We start from the raw sequence: 16,717 nt of genomic DNA, 5'->3' as shown, positions 1-16,717 counted from the left end.
CGCGGTGCCAGAACCTGAGGACCCAGCATGACCCAAGACGACGCGTTCCATCTCAAGACGATCGAGTCTCGCCTCCTCTGGCTCTCGCACTGGATGATCCATCATGCCAATCACATCCGCCCCAAAACCGATGGCATCAAGATTGGCGGCCATCAGGCGAGTTCGGCATCCATGGTGTCGATCATGACCGCCCTCTATTTTTCGGCCCTGCGTCCGCAGGATCGGGTCGCGGTCAAGCCGCACGCATCCCCGATCTTTCACGCCATGCAATATCTGATGGGCAACCAGACCCTCGACAAGATGCAGAATTTTCGCGGGTTCGGCGGCGTCCAGAGCTACCCCAGCCGCACCAAGGATGTGGACGATGTCGACTACTCCACCGGATCGGTGGGATTGGGCGCGGCGATCACCACCTTCGGGTCAATCGTCCAGGACTATATTCACGCCAAGCACTGGGGACGCGATGTTCCTCTCGGGCGCCATATCGCCCTGGTGGGTGATGCCGAACTGGACGAAGGCAATGTCTACGAAGCGCTGCAGGAAGGCTGGAAGAACGACCTGCGCAATTGCTGGTGGATCATTGACTATAATCGCCAGTCGCTGGACGGCGTTGTGCACGAGGGCCTGTTCGGGCGCATCGAGAAGATTTTCGAGGCCTTCGGTTGGCACGTCATCCAGGTCAAGCACGGTGTGCTGCAGCGCGCGGCCTTCGAGGAGGAGGGCGGTGCCGCCCTGCGCGAGTGGATTGACGCCTGTCCCAACCAGCAATATGCGGCGCTGACCTATCAAGGCGGCGCTGTCTGGCGCAGGCGGCTCATGGAAGACCTGGGTGACCAGGGCCCCGTCAGCGCGCTGATCGAGAGGCGGTCGGACTCTGAACTGGCTGCGCTGATGGAAAATCTCGGCGGCAATTGCGTGTCAACATTGGCCGATGTGTTTGCCGGCGTCACCGACGATCGACCGACATGCTTTCTGGCCTATACCATCAAGGGGTGGGGCACGCCGATTGCCGGCCACAAGGACAATCACGGCGGGCTGATGACCAAGGCGCAGATGGCCGAATGGCAAAAGCACATGGGTGTTCCCGAAGGCCTGGAGTGGGAGAAATTTGCCGCGGTGGCTGATGTGCCCGCCCTGCAAAAACACCTCGATCAGGTCCCGTTCTTTGCCGCAGGCCGCAGGCGTTATGGCGATGCCGTCCTGGCCGTCCCGCCGGTCGCCTTGGCGCCCGAGCGCGAGATTTCCACCCAGATGGCATTCGGCAAGTTGCTCGACGGATTATCAAAGGGCGGCAGCCCCCTTGCCGAACGGATCGTGACAACCTCGCCCGATGTGACCGGGACAACCAGTCTGGGCCCATGGGTCAACCGGCGCAAATTGTTTGCCCGCACGTCACGAGCCGATGCCTTTATTGAACACCGCATCCCCTCGACGGCAAAATGGGAGTTTGCACCCCAAGGCCAGCATATCGAGCTTGGCATTGCCGAGATGAACCTGTTTCTGTTGCTGGGCGTCGCGGGGTTGTCCCATTCCCTGTTCGGCAAGCGCCTCATTCCCATTGGCACGCTCTACGATCCCTTCGTGATGCGCGGCCTGGATGCACTCAACTACGCCTGCTACCAGGGCGCCCGCTTCATCGTTGCCGGCACACCCTCCGGCGTGACGCTGGCGCCTGAAGGGGGCGCACACCAGTCAATAGGCACGCCTTTGATAGGCATGAGCCAGGATGGCCTGGCCGCTTTCGAACCGGCCTTCGCCGACGAACTGGCGGCCATCATGGAATGGGCGTTTGGTTACCTGCAGCGGAATGGCGACGATGTGCCGGACGAGCGAACCTGGTTACGCGATAAGACCGGTGGGGCTGTGTACCTGCGGCTGTCTACCAATCCGATCGAACAACCCGAGAGCCGTCCCGATGCCGAATGGCGGCAAGGCGCCATTGACGGTGCGTATTGGCTGCGCCGGCCTGGTCCGAACTGCGAGGTGGTTATCGCCTATCAGGGCGCCGTGGCCCCCGAGGCGATCCGGGCCGCTGGTCTGCTCGCGGAAAACCGCCGCGATATTGGCGTATTGGCGGTTACCTCTGCCGACCGGCTCAATGCGGGATGGACCGCCGCTCAGCGCGCGCGCTCACGTGGCAAGCGCGAGGCGACCAGTCACATCGAACATCTCCTGCAGCAACTGCCACGCCACTGCCGGCTGGTAACCGTCATCGACGGTCACCCCGCGACACTGGCCTGGCTTGGGTCGGTGCAGGGTCATCGCACCATTCCTCTGGGCGTCGAGCATTTTGGTCAAACCGGGACGATCGGCGACCTCTACCGCCATTATGGTATCGACACGAACAGCATCATTGAAAAGGTCAACGAATTGACCGCGGGCCGCGGCACACGCTGGGCGTGACCGAACCTGGACCGAAGGCGTGCAGCAGAGCGGCCAGCGGGGCGCGAGGCGACCGAACGCCCCACCATCCAGCGTGAAGCCCGCAGCGAGAGCGACGGGCTTCTGTCTTTCGACTATGATGAAAACTCAGCGGGCCGCCACCAAAGCCGCCAACTTGGCTGGCACTGCCAGCACGTCGCAGATCACCTGCACCCGCTCGGGCGTGTAATATCCGTCTACGTCCAGCATGTTGACCGTGCCGATCAGCTCGCCACCGATCACCACAGGCATATTGACCACGCTCTGGCAGCCCAGCGAGTCGATCAGCTCATAATCGGGGAACACCTTGGCGATCTCGGCAATGGTGTTGGCGATGAAATACTGCCGGTCCTTGTGCACGATATCGAACCAGCTGTCATAGCGGATCGGCTTGGTGCCCGAGGCCGGATAGTTCACCGGATCGCTGCTATAGGCGCGCCGCGCCAGCTCGGCCGTCATATCCACGGTCATGAAGGTGAACAGCTTGGTGCCCACCGTGTCCTCGGTCAGTTTCTGCAGCGCCGCAAATGCAGCGTCAGCGCCTTTGGCCTCGGCAATGGCGGTGTCGAATGCCGCGATGGCGGCAGCATGTTCAGTCATGGTAATGTCCTTAGGCAACTACGCTGGACCGGCCTTCCGTGGCCGCCAGCAATTCTTGTGAGTATGGCTCGACCAGCGCGCCGTGCTTGAGTTGGGCCACGTCCGCCACCTCAACGATCCGCCCAAACCGCATCACGGCGAGCCGGTCGCACAAAAAGCTCACCACCGGCAGATTGTGCGTCACCACGAGATAGGTCAGGCCCTGTTCGCGCCGCAGCCGCTTGAGCAGGTTGAGGATTTCCGCCTGCACGCTGACATCGAGCGCTGAGGTCGGCTCATCCAGCAGCAGCACCTTGGGCTCGAGCATCAGCGCCCGGGCAATCGCCACGCGCTGCCGCTGTCCACCCGACAACTGATGCGGGAAGCGGAAGCGGAAGCGCCGGTCGAGCCCCACCTGGGCCAGCACCTGTTCCACGCGCTGATCGCGATTGCCAATGCCGTGAATGGCCAGCGGTTCGGTCAATGTCGCGTCAATGGTCTTGCGCGGATGCAGCGAGCCATAGGGGTCCTGAAACACCATCTGCACCTGCCGCGCCACCGCCCGGTCGACGCCATGGCTGCGCGCCTGGCCCAGTACCGAGATCGATCCGGTCCAGTCCGGCGCCAGTCCGGCAATAGCACGCAAAATCGTCGATTTGCCCGAGCCGCTTTCCCCCACCAGGGCAAAGCTCTCGCCCTCGGCAATGTCCAGGCTCACGCCATGCACCACCTTGGTGTCGCCATAGGAAATATCGAGATTGTCCAGCTTGATCGCGCTCATGTTCCGGCCCACTGGCTGCGGTCGAGCACGGGCAGCTCATCGCGGCTTTCATTGATCGTCGGCATCGCCGCCAGCAGGCCGCGCGTATAGGGGTGGCTGGCCTGGTCGAGCTGTCCTGCGGCGCATTCTTCCACCACCGTGCCGGCATTCATCACCAGAATGCGGTCGCAATAGCGGCTGACCAGATTGAGGTCATGGCTGATCAGGATCAGCCCCATGCCCTTGCTCGTCACCAGATCATCGATGATATCGAGCACCTGCGCCTGCACGCTGACATCAAGCGCCGAGGTCGGCTCGTCGGCAATCAGCAGTTCGGGCTCGGGGATCAGCATCATGGCGATCATCACCCGCTGGCCCATGCCGCCCGATACCTCGTGCGGATATAGTCCCGCCACGCGTTTGGGATCATCGATCCGCACCGAATGCAGCATCGCCTCAATGCGCTCCTCGACCTCGCGACGCGCCAGCTTCTCATGGGTCACCAGCGCTTCGGCTATTTGCTCGCCCACCGTCATCACCGGGTTCAGCGAGAATTTGGGGTCCTGCATCACCATCGAAATCCGGGCGCCGCGAATGGCCCGCATCTGCTTTTCGCTCTGGGCACGCAGATCGATGCCGTCAAATTCCAGTCGGTCGGCCGTCACCAGCCCCGGCTTGCGGATCAGCTTGAGGATCGCCCGCCCGGTCATCGATTTGCCCGAACCACTCTCGCCCACAATCCCCAGCCGCTCGCGGCCGAGTTCGAAGCTGATCCCCTTGACCACTCCCACCCGCCCGCGATGGGTCGGAAAGCTGACGCGCAAATTCTCGACACTGAGCATGGGAGCGGTCATCACTTGCCCTCGTTCTTGGGGTCGAGCACGTCGCGCAAGCCGTCGCCGAGGAAGCAGAAGCCCAGGCTGACGATGATGATGGCAAAGCCCGGCATGGTCGCCACCCACCACTGGTCGAGGATGAAGGTGCGCCCGCGCGAAATCATCGCGCCCCATTCGGGCAATGGGGGCTGCGCGCCCAGCCCGAGAAAGCCCAGCCCTGCTGCGGTCAGGATCACCCCGGCCATATCCAGTGTTACCCGGATGATCATCGAGGAGGTACACAGCGGCAGCACATGCCCGACGATCACCCGCAGCGGCGAGGCGCCCTGCAATTGCACGGCGGCGATGAACTCGGAATTGCGGATGGTCAGCGTCTCGGCGCGGGCAATGCGCGCATAGGCCGGCCACGAGGTGATGGCGATGGCGATGATGGCATTGTTGATGCCCGGTCCCAGCGCCGCGACAAAGGCCAGCGCCAGGATCAGCTTGGGCATCGACAGGAAAATGTCGGTGAACCCCATCAGCAGCCGGTCGGTCCAGCCGCCGAAATAGCCCGCCACCGCGCCCACCAGCAGTCCCAGCGGCGCCGAGATCAGCGCCACCAGCCCGACAATGGTCAGGGTGATTTGCGAGCCCCAGATCACCCGCGAGAAAATATCGCGGCCCAGTTCGTCGGTGCCCATCAGATGGGTGGAGGAGGGCGGGGCGAGCCGGTTGGCCAGATCCTGTCCGATCGCCGAATAGGGCGCCAGCCAGGGCGCAAAGATCGCCGTCAGCACCAGCGCCAGGATGATGATCCCGCCCAGTACCGACAGTGGGTTGCGCAGCAGCGCGGTAAACACCCGGTAGGCCCGACCCACATTGGCCTGCCACCGCGAATGCGGCGAATCTTCCAGCAGCCAGTCGCGTGTGCTCATCAGCGTGCCCTTGGGTCGAGGACGCGGTACAGCACGTCCGAAATCTTGTTGATGAAGATGAATACCGCGCCGATCACCAGCGTCGAGCCGAGCACCGCATTCATGTCGGCATTGAGCAGGGCCGTGGTCAGGTAATTGCCGATGCCGGGCCAGGAGAACACAGTCTCGATCATCACCGAGCCTTCCAGCAGGCCCGCATAGCTGAGCCCGATCACGGTGATCAGCGGCACCCGAATGGGGTTGCAGGCATGGCGCCAGATCACGACCCGCTCGGGCACACCCTTGACCCGGGCGGTGGTGACGAATTCCTGGCTCAGCTGGTCCAGCATGAAGCTGCGCGTCATCCGCGCAATATAGGCCAGGCTGAAAAAGCCCAGCACCGAGGCGGGCAGGACCAGATGGGTAATGGCGTTCCAGAAGATATCGATCTCGCCCGCCAGCAGGCTGTCGACCAGCAATAGTCCGGTGACCGGCGCCACCAGGCCATCGTAGAAAATGTCCAGCCGGCCCGGTCCGCCGACCCAGCGCAGCTTGGCATAGAACAGCGCCAGCCCGACCAGCCCCAGCCAGAATGCCGGCATCGAATAGCCCAGCAGTCCGACCACGCGGATGATCTGGTCGATCAGCGACCCCTGCCGGCTGGCGGCAATCACCCCGAGCGGCACGCCCAGCAGCACGCCGATCAGAATGCCGATGGTCGCCATTTCCAGCGTCGCCGGGAAGAACCGGCTGAGGTCTTCCACCACCGAGCGTCCGGTGCTGACCGACTGGCCCAGATCGCCCGAGAACACATTGACCACATAATGGAAGAACTGCACCACCAGCGGCTGGTCCAGCCCCATGGCGGTGCGTGCTGCCGCATAGACCTCATTGCTGGCCCGGTCGCCGACCACGGCCAGCACCGGATCGATCGGGATCACCCGGCCGATGAAAAAAGTGATCGCCAGCAGGCCGAGAAAGGTGAGGAAAACCGTGATTACAAAGCCGGCAATGGCACCCAGGCGCCGCCGCCAGCGGCGGCGAGTCACAAAGGCGCTATCCGGTGTCTCGGTGGTTGGCATACCCAGGCTCAAGCGACCATCCTCTTGAGAAAACAAGGTAATCCGTCCGCAGAATGACCTCTCTGCAGATCGTGAACACCTTCACATTTCGCTTTCACCATACAGAAAACTTTGCTTATATCAAAAAAATTATGGTGGCCTGATGACAAATGCAGCCGTCGAACCAACGCAGATTGAGGGGCATCCCAAAGTGGGGGCGCTCATTCGTGCGCGCCGCCGCCAGCAGCACATGACGCTTGAGGCGCTGGGCAAGGCGGCCGAGATCTCGGTCGGCTATCTCAGCCAGGTCGAGCGCGATCATGCCACGCCATCGCTGGGCACCCTGGCCCAGATCGCCCGGGCGCTGGGCGTCGGAATCGAGTATTTTGTCGCGGCACCCACGGCCAAGACGGCCTTGACGCGGGCAGGGGAGCGCCATCGCTTCTCGCTCGATGGCTCTTCGATCACCTATGAGCGGTTGGGGACGGACTTTCCGGGCAATACGCTGTCGAGCTTCATCATGATCGTGCCGCCCGGCTACCGCTCGGAAACGGTGGCCCATGAAGGCGAAGAGATTCTTTACGTGCTCGACGGCGCCATCACCCAGCGCCTGGACGGCGACGAGATGATCCTGGGTGCGGGCGATAGCCTGCATTTCCGCGGCAACCGTCCGCACTCATGGTCCAACCATACCGAAACGCCGGCCCGCCTGCTGTGGACCGGCACGCTGGCCCTGTTCCGCTCCTCCGCCAAGCCCTCACGCCAGGGCGAGGCGGCTACCAAAATCGGCATCAAGCCGGTCAAGCAGATCAAAATCCCAAAGCCCCAACAGGAGAAACGCTGATGAAACTCTTCCGTGCAGCCTTACTGGCGACGGCGCTGGCTCTGCCCTTGAGCAGTGTCGCCGCCCTTGCCGCCACGCCGGCCGATGCGCTGGTCGTCGCCCAGAATATCGACGACATCGTCGCCCTTGATCCAGCTCAGGCCTATGAGTTCACCTCGGGCGAGATCAACACCAATGTGTATGACCGTCTGGTTGGCTACGAAGCCGAAGACACCACGGTTCTGGCGCCGGGCCTCGCCACCGAATGGACCGCAGACGATGCGGCCAAGACCATCACCTTCACCCTGCGCGATGCCAAGTTCGCCTCGGGCAATCCGGTGCGTCCCGAGGACGTGGTGTTTTCCTTCACCCGCGTCATCAAGCTCAACCTGACCCCGGCCTTCATTCTCACCCAGCTCGGCTGGACTCCCGAGAATATCGCCGACATGGTCACCATCGATGGCAATACCGTCACCGTCAAATATGATGGCGATTTCTCCTCGGCCTTCGTGCTCAACGTGCTGGCAGCGCGTCCGGCCTCGATTGTCGACGAAGTGCTGGTCATGGCCAATGAGGTCGATGGCGATATGGGCAATGCCTGGCTCAACACCCATTCGGCTGGCTCGGGCCCCTTCGTGATGTCCGATTACCGTCCGGCTGAAATCGTCCGCCTGACCGCCAATGAGAGTTATTTCCGTGGCGCCCCCGCCATGAAGTCGGTCATCATTCGCCACGTTGCCGAAGCCGCCACCCAGCAGCTGCTGCTGACCTCGGGCGATGTCGATCTCGCCAAGAACCTGACGCCCGACCAGATCACCAGCATTTCCACCGATGCCATCAAGGTAGAAACCTATCCGCAGGCGGCTGTGCACTTCCTCTCCTTCAACCAGAAAGAGGAAGACCTAACCCCGCCAGCCGTTTGGGAAGCAGCGCGCTATCTCGTCGATTATGACGGCATGACGCAGTCCTTCCTCAAGGGTCAGATGGAAACCCACCAGGCGTTCTGGCCCAAGGGTTTCCCCGGCTCCTATGACGAGACCCCGTTCACCCATGATGTTGAAAAGGCAAAGCAGATCCTGGCTGACGCCGGCATCGAGACCCCGATCAATGTCACACTGGACGTGATCAACGCGGCCCCGTTCACCGATATGGCGCAGTCGCTGCAGGCCACCTTTGCCGAAGCCGGCATCAATTTCGACATCCTGCCCGGCACCGGTGCCCAGGTCATCACCAAGTATCGCGAGCGCACCCATCAGGCCATGCTGCTTTATTGGGGCCCGGACTTCATGGACCCGCACTCCAACGCCAAGGCTTTCGCCTATAACTCGGACAATTCGGACGAGAACTACACTGCCACCACAACCTGGCGCAACGCCTGGGCTGTGCCCCAGGAAATGAACGACAAGGTCACCGCAGCCCTGGCCGAACCCGATCAGGCCAAGCGCAACGCGGCGTATATCGAGATCCAGAAGGAAGCCCAGGCCTCCTCGCCGATCGTCATCATGTTCCAGGCGGCGCTGACCATCGCCATGGCCAATAATGTCGAAGGCTATGTCAACGGCGCCACTTCCGACTTCGTGTACTACCGCCTCGTAACCAAGTAAGGCGCGCAATAGCGGCGGTGGCCCAAAACACCGCCGCTCAGGAGCCGGGCCACCTCCCTCCGGTCCGGCTCCTGCCCAATTCTGAATTGCATGGCCTCGGGCATGGCTCGAGGTTTCTTTTCACCTGCGGCTTTGAGTAGACCTCATGGTGAGCCCGTCGGACCACGAGCCTGTGCGCCAACTGCGCGACGCGCTCGCCCTTCGGCAGGCTCAGGATGAGGTCTAGTGAAAACCACCATCAACGAGTCCCCCCATGACCGCGATCCTCACCACCCGTCTTGCCAATCTGCGCGCCCGCATGGCCGCCACCCACACCGATCTGGTGGTCATCGGCCCGTCCAGCCACATGCTCTATCTGGCCGATCTCGCCCCCCATGGCGACGAGCGTCCCGTGCTGCTGCTGGTCTCGGCCAGTTTTGCCGGCTTCCTGATGCCTTCGCTCAATGTCGACAGCTCGCGCCAGCACACCGATCTGCCCTTCTTCCCCTGGTCCGACGCCGAAGGCCCCGATGCGGCGCTCGAACAGCTGCTGGTGGCCAGCGGCATTGACCGCACCGCGCCCTCCATCGTGCTCGACGAAACCATGCGCACCGATTTCGCCTTGCTGGTGCTCGATGCACTGCCCGGCGCCACCCGCCGCTTCACCGGCGATACGGTCGGCTATCTGCGCTCGCGCAAGGATGCTGCCGAATACGCCGCGCTCAAGCAGAGCGCTGTGCTCAACGACGCGGCCATGCAAGCCGGTTTTGCCGCCCTGCGCCCCGGCATCACCGAGCGCGACATCGCCACTGTCATCCGCGAATTCTACAAGGCCAATGGCGCCACGCCAGAATTCACCAGCGTCTGCTTTGGCCCCAACGGCGCCTTTCCGCACCACCACACTGGCGCTACCGCGCTCAAATCCAATGACGCCGTGCTGATCGATACCGGCGGCCGCATTGGGGGCTACCCCTCCGACATGACCCGGGTCGGCTATTATGGCAGCGCGCCAGAAGGCTTCGCCGAGATCCACGCCATCCTTGATGCGGCGGTGCAAGCTGCCATCGCCGCAGCCAAACCGGGCTCCCCAGCCAGTGCCGTCGACAAGGCCGCCCGCGACGTCATCACCGCTGCCGGCTACGGCCCCAATTTCATGCACCGCACCGGCCACGGCCTGGGCATCGACATCCACGAGGCGCCTTATATCACCGCCAGCTCGGAGACACTGCTGGAGGAGGGCATGGTCTTCTCCATCGAACCGGGCATATATCTGCAGGGCCGCTTCGGGCAGCGCCTCGAAGAGATCGTGATTATCCGCAACGGTGTTGCTGAGATACTCTCGGACATGCCGAGAAAGGCCGTCGCGGGCGGCCTCTGAACCAGCGGCGCAACCCTTCTGCGCGTTCCACCTGCACCATCTCGTCTGCGGCGCCGATTATCCATGGGCAGGTGCGGGCTGCGCAGGCGCCGCTCCAAGCGCGTCGAAAATTGGCCAGGAACTGGATATCATTATCGACGCGGTCAAGACCGGCAATGAACTGTGGCGGTATGCGGCGTTCGACGCCCCTGAAGCGGGTCTTGCGCTGCCCGGCAAGGGCCTTGATTGAGCCGAGTGATTCCTCGATCAGGGTGCGGATACGCTAGCTGACTACGTAGCCGCCATACCGCGTCGTTCGTAGGTTCAATCGCCGGCCGTCACCCATAATTGTCGCGCGCCACCTGCGGCGCGACTCCCTTTGCGCACCAGTTCCGGCGGTGCTTGCCCGGTGTCGAGTGACGACCTGCTCAGGCATTGATTCTGGTTCCAGGGCGCCATCTAACCTATTGAAATCGTTGAGTGCGCCAAAGTCCATTGGGGACGGCGCATGTTACTGGCGCGGCCTCGGGACGGCGGTAAGTTTGCCACCGGCCGGTAATTTTCCTCGACTGACAGCCATGGTCGATCTGCCCTCCCTGGAGACCGTTAAGCCGCCACGACAGGGACACCGATGGCAGATGCTTGCAAATGAAATAGTTATAAAGCATAACTAAATTCGAGAGGGAGGAACATATGACACTACAGGTTGCGCCTGTCCGTCCCGTGCGAATGGGCAACATGGCTTTCGAGGCGGATTGCCGCGCGGATGGCACCACGATCGTGCGGTCGGTGGAAGCGCTGGCAGCTTATCCTCGCGCCATCGTCGATGCGCTGGAAAGCTGGGCCGAGAAAACGCCCGATACCATGGCGATTGCCGACCGCGAGGGTGAGGGTTGGCGCAAGCTCAGCTATGCCCAGATCGTGCAGCGCATCCAGCCGCTGGCACAGGCCCTGCTCGACGCGAAGCTGTCGCCCGAACGCCCTCTGATGATCATCTCGGGCAATGAGATCGAACATTTATTGCTGGGACTGGCCGCCATATGGGTCGGCATTCCCTATGCGCCGATCTCCCCCGCCTATTCGCTGATCTCCACCGATTACGGCAAGCTCAAGCATATTGCCGGGTTGCTCACACCTGGCATGATCTATGCCAGTGACGGTGAAAAATTCGGGCCGGCCATTGCGGCGACATTCCACCCCGACACGCCCCTGATCGTGCGCCGCAACGCCCCGAAGGGACGCCCGGTACAGCTGTTCGACGACCTGCTCGATACGCCGGTGACCGCCGAAGTGGCGGCGGCCCATGCCGCGATCACCCCCGATACCGTGGCAAAGATTCTGTTCACTTCCGGCTCCACCGGCCTGCCCAAGGGCGTTATCACCACCAACCGGATGATGGCCTGCAATCAGGAAATGATCCGCACGGCGCTGGCCTTTCTGCAGGATGAGCCCCCGGTGCTGCTCGACTGGATGCCCTGGAACCACGTCGCCGGCGGCAGCCACAATATCGGCATCGCCCTCTATAATGGCGGCAGCTTCTATATCGATGATGGCCAGCCCACACCGGACCGCATTGGCCGCACGCTGGAAAACCTCGGGCATGTGCAGCCGACCCTGTTCACCAATGTGCCCAAGGCCTACGAATTTCTCGTCGCCGCCTTCGACGCGCATCCAGAAGCCCGGCGAAACCTGTTTGCGCGGCTCAAGCTGCTGCAATATGCCGGGGCGGGCCTGTCGCAGCATGTGTTCGAGGGACTGGACCGCGCCGCCCGCGCTGAAACCGGTGAGCGGGTGATGATCATCACCGGCTACGGCTCGACCGAAACGGCGCCCTTTGCCTTCACCACCACCTGGCCAGTCACCGAGGCGGGCCATATCGGCCTGCCGGCCGCCGGCATGACGGTCAAGCTCGTGCCTGATGGTGACAAGACCGAGCTGCGGATAAAGGGACCCAACGTCACCCCCGGCTATTGGCGGGACGCCGAAAAGACGGCGGAAGCCTTTGATGATGAGGGCTTCTACAAAATCGGCGACGCGGTACGCCGCGCCGACCCCGACGACCTTGCCAAGGGCTTTGTTTTCGATGGCCGGGTTACCGAGGACTTCAAGCTGTCGACCGGCACCTGGGTGAATTTTGCCGCCGTCCGCGCCGCCACTATCGCCGCCTGTGTACCGCTGATCCGCGACGTGGTGTTGACCGGGCTTGATCGTAATTTCATCGGCGCAATGATCTTTCCCGATCTGGAAGCCTGCGCTCCCCTGGCCGGCCTGTCGCCGCATACCGATGCGCAAACCATTCTCGCCCATGCGGCGGTTCGGCAAAGACTCACCGATGGTCTGACCGCCCTGGCGCAACGGGCCACCGGTAGTTCCAACCATCTGGCCCGTGCCCTCGTTCTGACCACCGCACCTGATATCGACAAGGGCGAGATCACCGACAAGGGCTCGATCAATCAGCGGGCCGTGCGCACCCACCGGGCTGATCTGGTTGCGGCGCTATACGCCGACCAGCCTGGCCCCGATATTATCCTGCTGCCCCGGAAAGGCGCCTGAACCATGAGCAAAGGTCTCCGCATCAGTTTTGACGATGCCTGGCTACTGGGTGGGGCTCGCACCCCGTTCGTTGATTATCGCGGCGTGCTGAGCGACATCTCGCCCATTGATCTGGGCATCAAGGCGGCACGCGCCGCTATTCAGCGCACCGGAGTCAAGGCTGCCGACATTGGCCACACCATCGCCGGGTCGATGGCGCAGGCCTCGTTTGACGCTTATGTCACCCCGCGCCATATCGGGCTCTACGCGGGCGCGCCGATCGAGACGCCGGCCCATCTGGTGCAGCGCATCTGCGGCACCGGGCTCGAAGTCATTGCGCAGGCCGCTGACTCGGTGTCACTGGGCCGGGTTGATCTGGCGCTGGCCGCCGGCTGCGAATCCATGAGCCGCAACCCCATTGCTGCCTATACGCACCGCAACGGCTTCACCATGGGCAGGGTCGAGTTCAAGGACTTCTTGTGGGAAGCACTCTACGACCCCGCCGGTTGCGTCAATATGGGGGACACGGCGGAAAATCTCGCCCGGCAATATGGCATTTCGCGCGAGCGGGTGGACCGCTTTGCCGAACGCAGTTTCACGCGCGCGCTCGCCGCCCGCGATGCCGGCATCCTGGCTGAGGAAATCGTGCCGGTGATCAGCGAGAGCTTTGAAATCGACACACTCGAGCCGCGTGGTATCAAGCTGCCGCGCGGCGTGCCGAGCGTTGACGCCGACACCCATATCCGCAGCTCCACATTTGAGGTGCTGTCAAAACTCCGCCCGGCCTTTGGCGGCGTACAGACCGGCGGCAACTCGTCGGCCATTGTCGACGGGGCAGGCGCGGTTCTGGTCGCGTCATCAGCCTATGCCAAGGCCAATGGCCACACACCCATCGCGCGCATTCTGGCCAGCGCCGCCGTAGGCGTGCCGCCACAGATCATGGGTATTGGTCCCGCTCCGGCCATTCGCGCTGTCCTTGAAACGGCCGGCATGACCCTCGATCAGATCGACCGCATCGAAATCAACGAAGCGTTCGGCGCGCAGATCCTCGCCTGCGTCGATGAACTGGGGCTCGATGAGGACAAGCTCAACGTCAATGGCGGCGCTATTGCCATCGGGCACCCCCTCGGCGTGACGGGCATCCGCCTCGGTCTCACCCTCGCCCTCGAACTCAAGCGCTCGAATACGCGCTACGGCATTGCTTCGGCGTGCATTGGCGGCGGGCAGGGGATTGCCCTGCTGATCGAAAACCCCGAGGCCGCGTAATGGATATTTCGGGCAGGACCGCTTTTGTCACCGGCGCGGCTTCGGGGCTTGGCACCGCAACGGCGCAGGCTCTGGCGGCGCTAGGGGCCCGCGTCGCGATTTTCGACCGCAATGCCGAACTTGGCGAAGCCGTGGCCCGCCAGCTCGGCGGCCAGTTCCTTGCCGTGGATGTCGCTGATGCGGCCAGTGCCGAAGCCGCAGTCGATGCTGCCATCGCGGCATTGGGTACGCCCGCCGTGCTGGTCAATTGCGCCGGCATCGGCACCGCAGCCCGCATTGTCGGGCGCGATGGCCCCATGCCGCTCGACGCGTTCAGTCGCATCATCAATGTCAATCTGGTGGGTAGTTTCAACATGATGCGGTTGACAGCGCACGCCATGTCGCTGGCCACACCTGACAGTACCGGCCAACGCGGGGTTATCATCTCGACCGCCTCTGCCGCCGCCTTCGATGGCCAGATCGGGCAGGCCGCCTATGCCGCGTCCAAGGGCGGCGTCGTCGCGCTGACCCTGCCTGCTGCCCGCGAGCTGGCCCGCTTCGGCATCCGCGTGCTGGCAATTGCGCCTGGCCTTTTCCTCACGCCATTGCTTGAAGGCTTGCCCCAGCAGGTGCAGGACAGTCTCGGCGCTTCCATCCCCCATCCCGCCCGCCTCGGACGCCCCGATGAGTTCGCAGCTCTGGTGCGGTCCATGGTCGAAAACGATTATCTCAATGGCGAAGTGGTCCGGCTCGACGGCGCGCTGCGCATGGCCGCGAAATAGGAGACAGCATGTTCAGCCGCACCACCCAGGTCGAAATCCAGTTCGGCGATTGCGACCCCGCCGGGATTGTCTACTACCCCAATTATTTTCGCTTCTTCGACAACGCCACGGCCGGCATGCTCTCGGCCGCCTTTGCCATGCACAAGCGCAACTGGCTGGACCATTATGGCATTGCCGGTATTCCCATGGTCGATACCGGCGCCCGCTTCCTGCGTCCCAGCAGTTTTGGCGACATCGTCGAGATCCGCTCCGAAATCACCGAGCTGGGCCGCTCCAGCTTCTCGGTGAAGCACACGCTGCTCAATAACGGCGAGATCGCGATCGAAGCGCACGAAAAACGTGTTTGGGTGGCGCGCACCCCCGAAGGCGGCATCCGCTCTACCCCGCTCCCCGACGAGGTTCGTCAGCTTCTGGAGGCCGCGCCGTGACCGCCTTGCAGGGACAGACAGGGGCAATTGCCGATATACTGCTGGTCGAGGTGAAGCACGCCATCGCCCATCTGACGCTCAATCGCCCGGAAAAGCGCAACGCGCTCAATGACGATCTGATCGCCGCGATCGACGCCTTCTTTGCCGCCGTCCCGGCGGACACTCGCGCCATTGTCGTCAGCGGCGCGGGCGGGCATTTCTCGTCGGGGCTCGATCTCTCCCAGCATGTGGCGCGCCAGCCGCTGGACGTCATGGCCCATTCGCGCAACTGGCACCGCGTCATGGCCCGGATTGCCAATTCGCCCATCCCTGTCATCGCCGCCATGAATGGCGCCGTGATGGGCGGGGGCCTGGAATTCGGCGCCACCTGCCATGTCCGCGTGGCCGAAGAAAATGTCCGCTTCCAGATGCCGGAAGGCCTGCGGGGGATTTTTGTCGGCGGGGGCGGTTCGGTGCGGATTTCCAAGCTGATCGGCCCTGATCGCATGACCGAGATGATGCTGACCGGACGGACCTATTCAGGCGCAGAAGGCGAGCGGCTCGGACTGGCCCACCATGTGGTGCCAGAAGGTCAGGCGCTGGCAAAGGCCTTCGAACTGGCCGGCCGCATTGCGAAGAACTCGCCGACAATCAATGCCTTCATCATTGAGGCGATTGCCCAGATCGGCACCATGCCGCCCGAAGCGGGATTCTATGCCGAAAGTCTCACCGCCGCGCTGAGCCAGAGCGGCCCTGACGCTGAAGAAGGGCTGCGTGCCTTCCTTGAAAAGCGGCCGCCGGTGTTTCGCTGATGGGATCAGCTTAGCCGCTCGAGCATGTCGACAAACCGGTCGCGCGCCTGAGGTCCGCCCAGCTGTGTCACCAGGTCCTGTTCCATGGCCTCGTGCAGCGTGCGGGCATGGTTGAGGAACGCCGTACCGTCCGCCGTCATATGCAGGGCGTTGGCGCGTTTGTCGTCCCGGGCCGGGCGGCGCTCGATCAGGCCGCGCGCTTCGAGTTCATGCGCCAGGGTCACGAAATTGGCGCGCTTGATGCCCAGCGCCGCAGCGATTTCCGTCTGCTTGCGCCCCGGATTGTCGGCAATCAGCACCAGAACCGAATATTCTGCGGGCCGCAGTTGCAGCGTCTCGAACACCGTCAGGAAGCGCTGGAACACGTTCAGCTGCGCCCGTCGCAATCGATATCCGATGATCCCCGTTGCGGCCGCTTCGCGCAGTGAATCATCGGCCAGGAAACGATCAGCAGCGGATTTTTCTGGGTCAAAATTACCCATGGTTCAGCACCTCAAGCCCAAGGACAACCCTTGCTACATCCATTGCATTTAGTTATATAGAATAACATTGTTATTTGGGAGGATGGCAAGTTGGCAGATGTAGGCATATCCCATTTAGGGCGCAGGTTAAGCAAGGTTCGC

General features: G+C 62.8%; 15 protein-coding genes. 9 read left to right on the top strand and 6 right to left on the bottom strand.

Translation table 11 applies throughout. The features are described from left to right. Positions 1 to 27: 27 nt before the first annotated feature. Entirely contained in the window at positions 28 to 2,403 is a 2,376-nt protein-coding gene (locus tag ABFY71_RS05230; RefSeq protein ID WP_347944995.1) for a transketolase-like TK C-terminal-containing protein, read from the top strand. A gap of 126 nt (positions 2,404 to 2,529) precedes the next feature. Here the strand turns inward: ABFY71_RS05230 and ABFY71_RS05225 are convergent, their stop codons facing one another. Genes ABFY71_RS05225 through ABFY71_RS05205 form a run of 5 tightly spaced genes read right to left on the bottom strand, consistent with a single transcriptional unit; the run spans position 2,530 to position 6,574 of the window. Then, the gene (locus tag ABFY71_RS05225) at positions 2,530 to 3,021 is read right to left on the bottom strand and encodes a GAF domain-containing protein (protein ID WP_347944994.1); all 492 of its coding nucleotides are present in this window, start codon (positions 3,019 to 3,021) and stop codon (positions 2,530 to 2,532) included. Between the two features lie 10 nt (positions 3,022 to 3,031). Next, positions 3,032 to 3,781, bottom strand: coding sequence for an ABC transporter ATP-binding protein (locus ABFY71_RS05220; protein ID WP_305580577.1), 750 nt, complete (start codon positions 3,779 to 3,781; stop codon positions 3,032 to 3,034). After that, on the bottom strand, positions 3,778 to 4,614 hold the full coding sequence (locus ABFY71_RS05215) for an ABC transporter ATP-binding protein (RefSeq protein ID WP_347944993.1): 837 nt from the start codon (positions 4,612 to 4,614) through the stop codon (positions 3,778 to 3,780). Before ABFY71_RS05215 ends, ABFY71_RS05220 begins: the two co-directional genes overlap by 4 nt. Continuing rightward, positions 4,614 to 5,513, bottom strand: coding sequence for an ABC transporter permease (locus ABFY71_RS05210; RefSeq protein ID WP_305580573.1), 900 nt, complete (start codon positions 5,511 to 5,513; stop codon positions 4,614 to 4,616). The genes ABFY71_RS05215 and ABFY71_RS05210 overlap by 1 nt, the downstream gene beginning before the upstream one ends. Next, entirely contained in the window at positions 5,513 to 6,574 is a 1,062-nt protein-coding gene (locus ABFY71_RS05205; protein WP_347945322.1) for an ABC transporter permease, read from the bottom strand. The genes ABFY71_RS05210 and ABFY71_RS05205 overlap by 1 nt, the downstream gene beginning before the upstream one ends. Positions 6,575 to 6,716: 142 nt before the next feature. On the opposite strand from ABFY71_RS05205, the gene ABFY71_RS05200 reads away from it, so the two are divergent. The 8 genes from ABFY71_RS05200 (at position 6,717) to ABFY71_RS05165 (ending at position 16,094) form a co-directional block, all read left to right on the top strand. Further along, entirely contained in the window at positions 6,717 to 7,397 is a 681-nt protein-coding gene (locus ABFY71_RS05200) for a helix-turn-helix domain-containing protein (protein WP_347944992.1), read from the top strand. After that, the gene (locus ABFY71_RS05195; RefSeq protein ID WP_347944991.1) at positions 7,397 to 8,980 is read left to right on the top strand and encodes an ABC transporter substrate-binding protein; all 1,584 of its coding nucleotides are present in this window, start codon (positions 7,397 to 7,399) and stop codon (positions 8,978 to 8,980) included. Before ABFY71_RS05200 ends, ABFY71_RS05195 begins: the two co-directional genes overlap by 1 nt. Before the next feature lie 253 nt (positions 8,981 to 9,233). Then, positions 9,234 to 10,337 carry a M24 family metallopeptidase gene (locus ABFY71_RS05190; protein WP_347944990.1) on the top strand — a complete coding sequence of 368 codons (1,104 nt, stop codon included), beginning with the start codon at positions 9,234 to 9,236 and terminating at the stop codon, positions 10,335 to 10,337. 672 nt (positions 10,338 to 11,009) lie between these two features. Then, positions 11,010 to 12,869: a feruloyl-CoA synthase gene (locus tag ABFY71_RS05185; protein ID WP_347944989.1), complete on the top strand. Its 1,860-nt coding sequence runs from the start codon at positions 11,010 to 11,012 to the stop codon at positions 12,867 to 12,869. A gap of 3 nt (positions 12,870 to 12,872) precedes the next feature. Continuing rightward, the gene (locus ABFY71_RS05180) at positions 12,873 to 14,114 is read left to right on the top strand and encodes a thiolase family protein (RefSeq protein ID WP_347944988.1); all 1,242 of its coding nucleotides are present in this window, start codon (positions 12,873 to 12,875) and stop codon (positions 14,112 to 14,114) included. Then, the gene (locus ABFY71_RS05175) at positions 14,114 to 14,875 is read left to right on the top strand and encodes an SDR family NAD(P)-dependent oxidoreductase (protein WP_347944987.1); all 762 of its coding nucleotides are present in this window, start codon (positions 14,114 to 14,116) and stop codon (positions 14,873 to 14,875) included. The genes ABFY71_RS05180 and ABFY71_RS05175 overlap by 1 nt, the downstream gene beginning before the upstream one ends. Positions 14,876 to 14,883: 8 nt before the next feature. After that, entirely contained in the window at positions 14,884 to 15,303 is a 420-nt protein-coding gene (locus ABFY71_RS05170; protein WP_347944986.1) for an acyl-CoA thioesterase, read from the top strand. Further along, entirely contained in the window at positions 15,300 to 16,094 is a 795-nt protein-coding gene (locus ABFY71_RS05165) for a crotonase/enoyl-CoA hydratase family protein (protein ID WP_347944985.1), read from the top strand. Before ABFY71_RS05170 ends, ABFY71_RS05165 begins: the two co-directional genes overlap by 4 nt. A gap of 5 nt (positions 16,095 to 16,099) precedes the next feature. Here the strand turns inward: ABFY71_RS05165 and ABFY71_RS05160 are convergent, their stop codons facing one another. Beyond that, positions 16,100 to 16,576 (bottom strand): MarR family winged helix-turn-helix transcriptional regulator, encoded by a 477-nt coding sequence (locus ABFY71_RS05160; protein WP_347944983.1) that lies wholly within the window; start codon positions 16,574 to 16,576, stop codon positions 16,100 to 16,102. Positions 16,577 to 16,717: the final 141 nt, after the last annotated feature.

This window comes from Devosia alba, assembly GCF_039938915.1.
In the GTDB taxonomy this organism is placed as follows: Bacteria; Pseudomonadota; Alphaproteobacteria; order Rhizobiales; family Devosiaceae; genus Devosia; species Devosia alba.
Note: the sequence above shows the minus strand (reverse complement) of the source record. Positions and strands in the feature narration are given on the sequence as shown.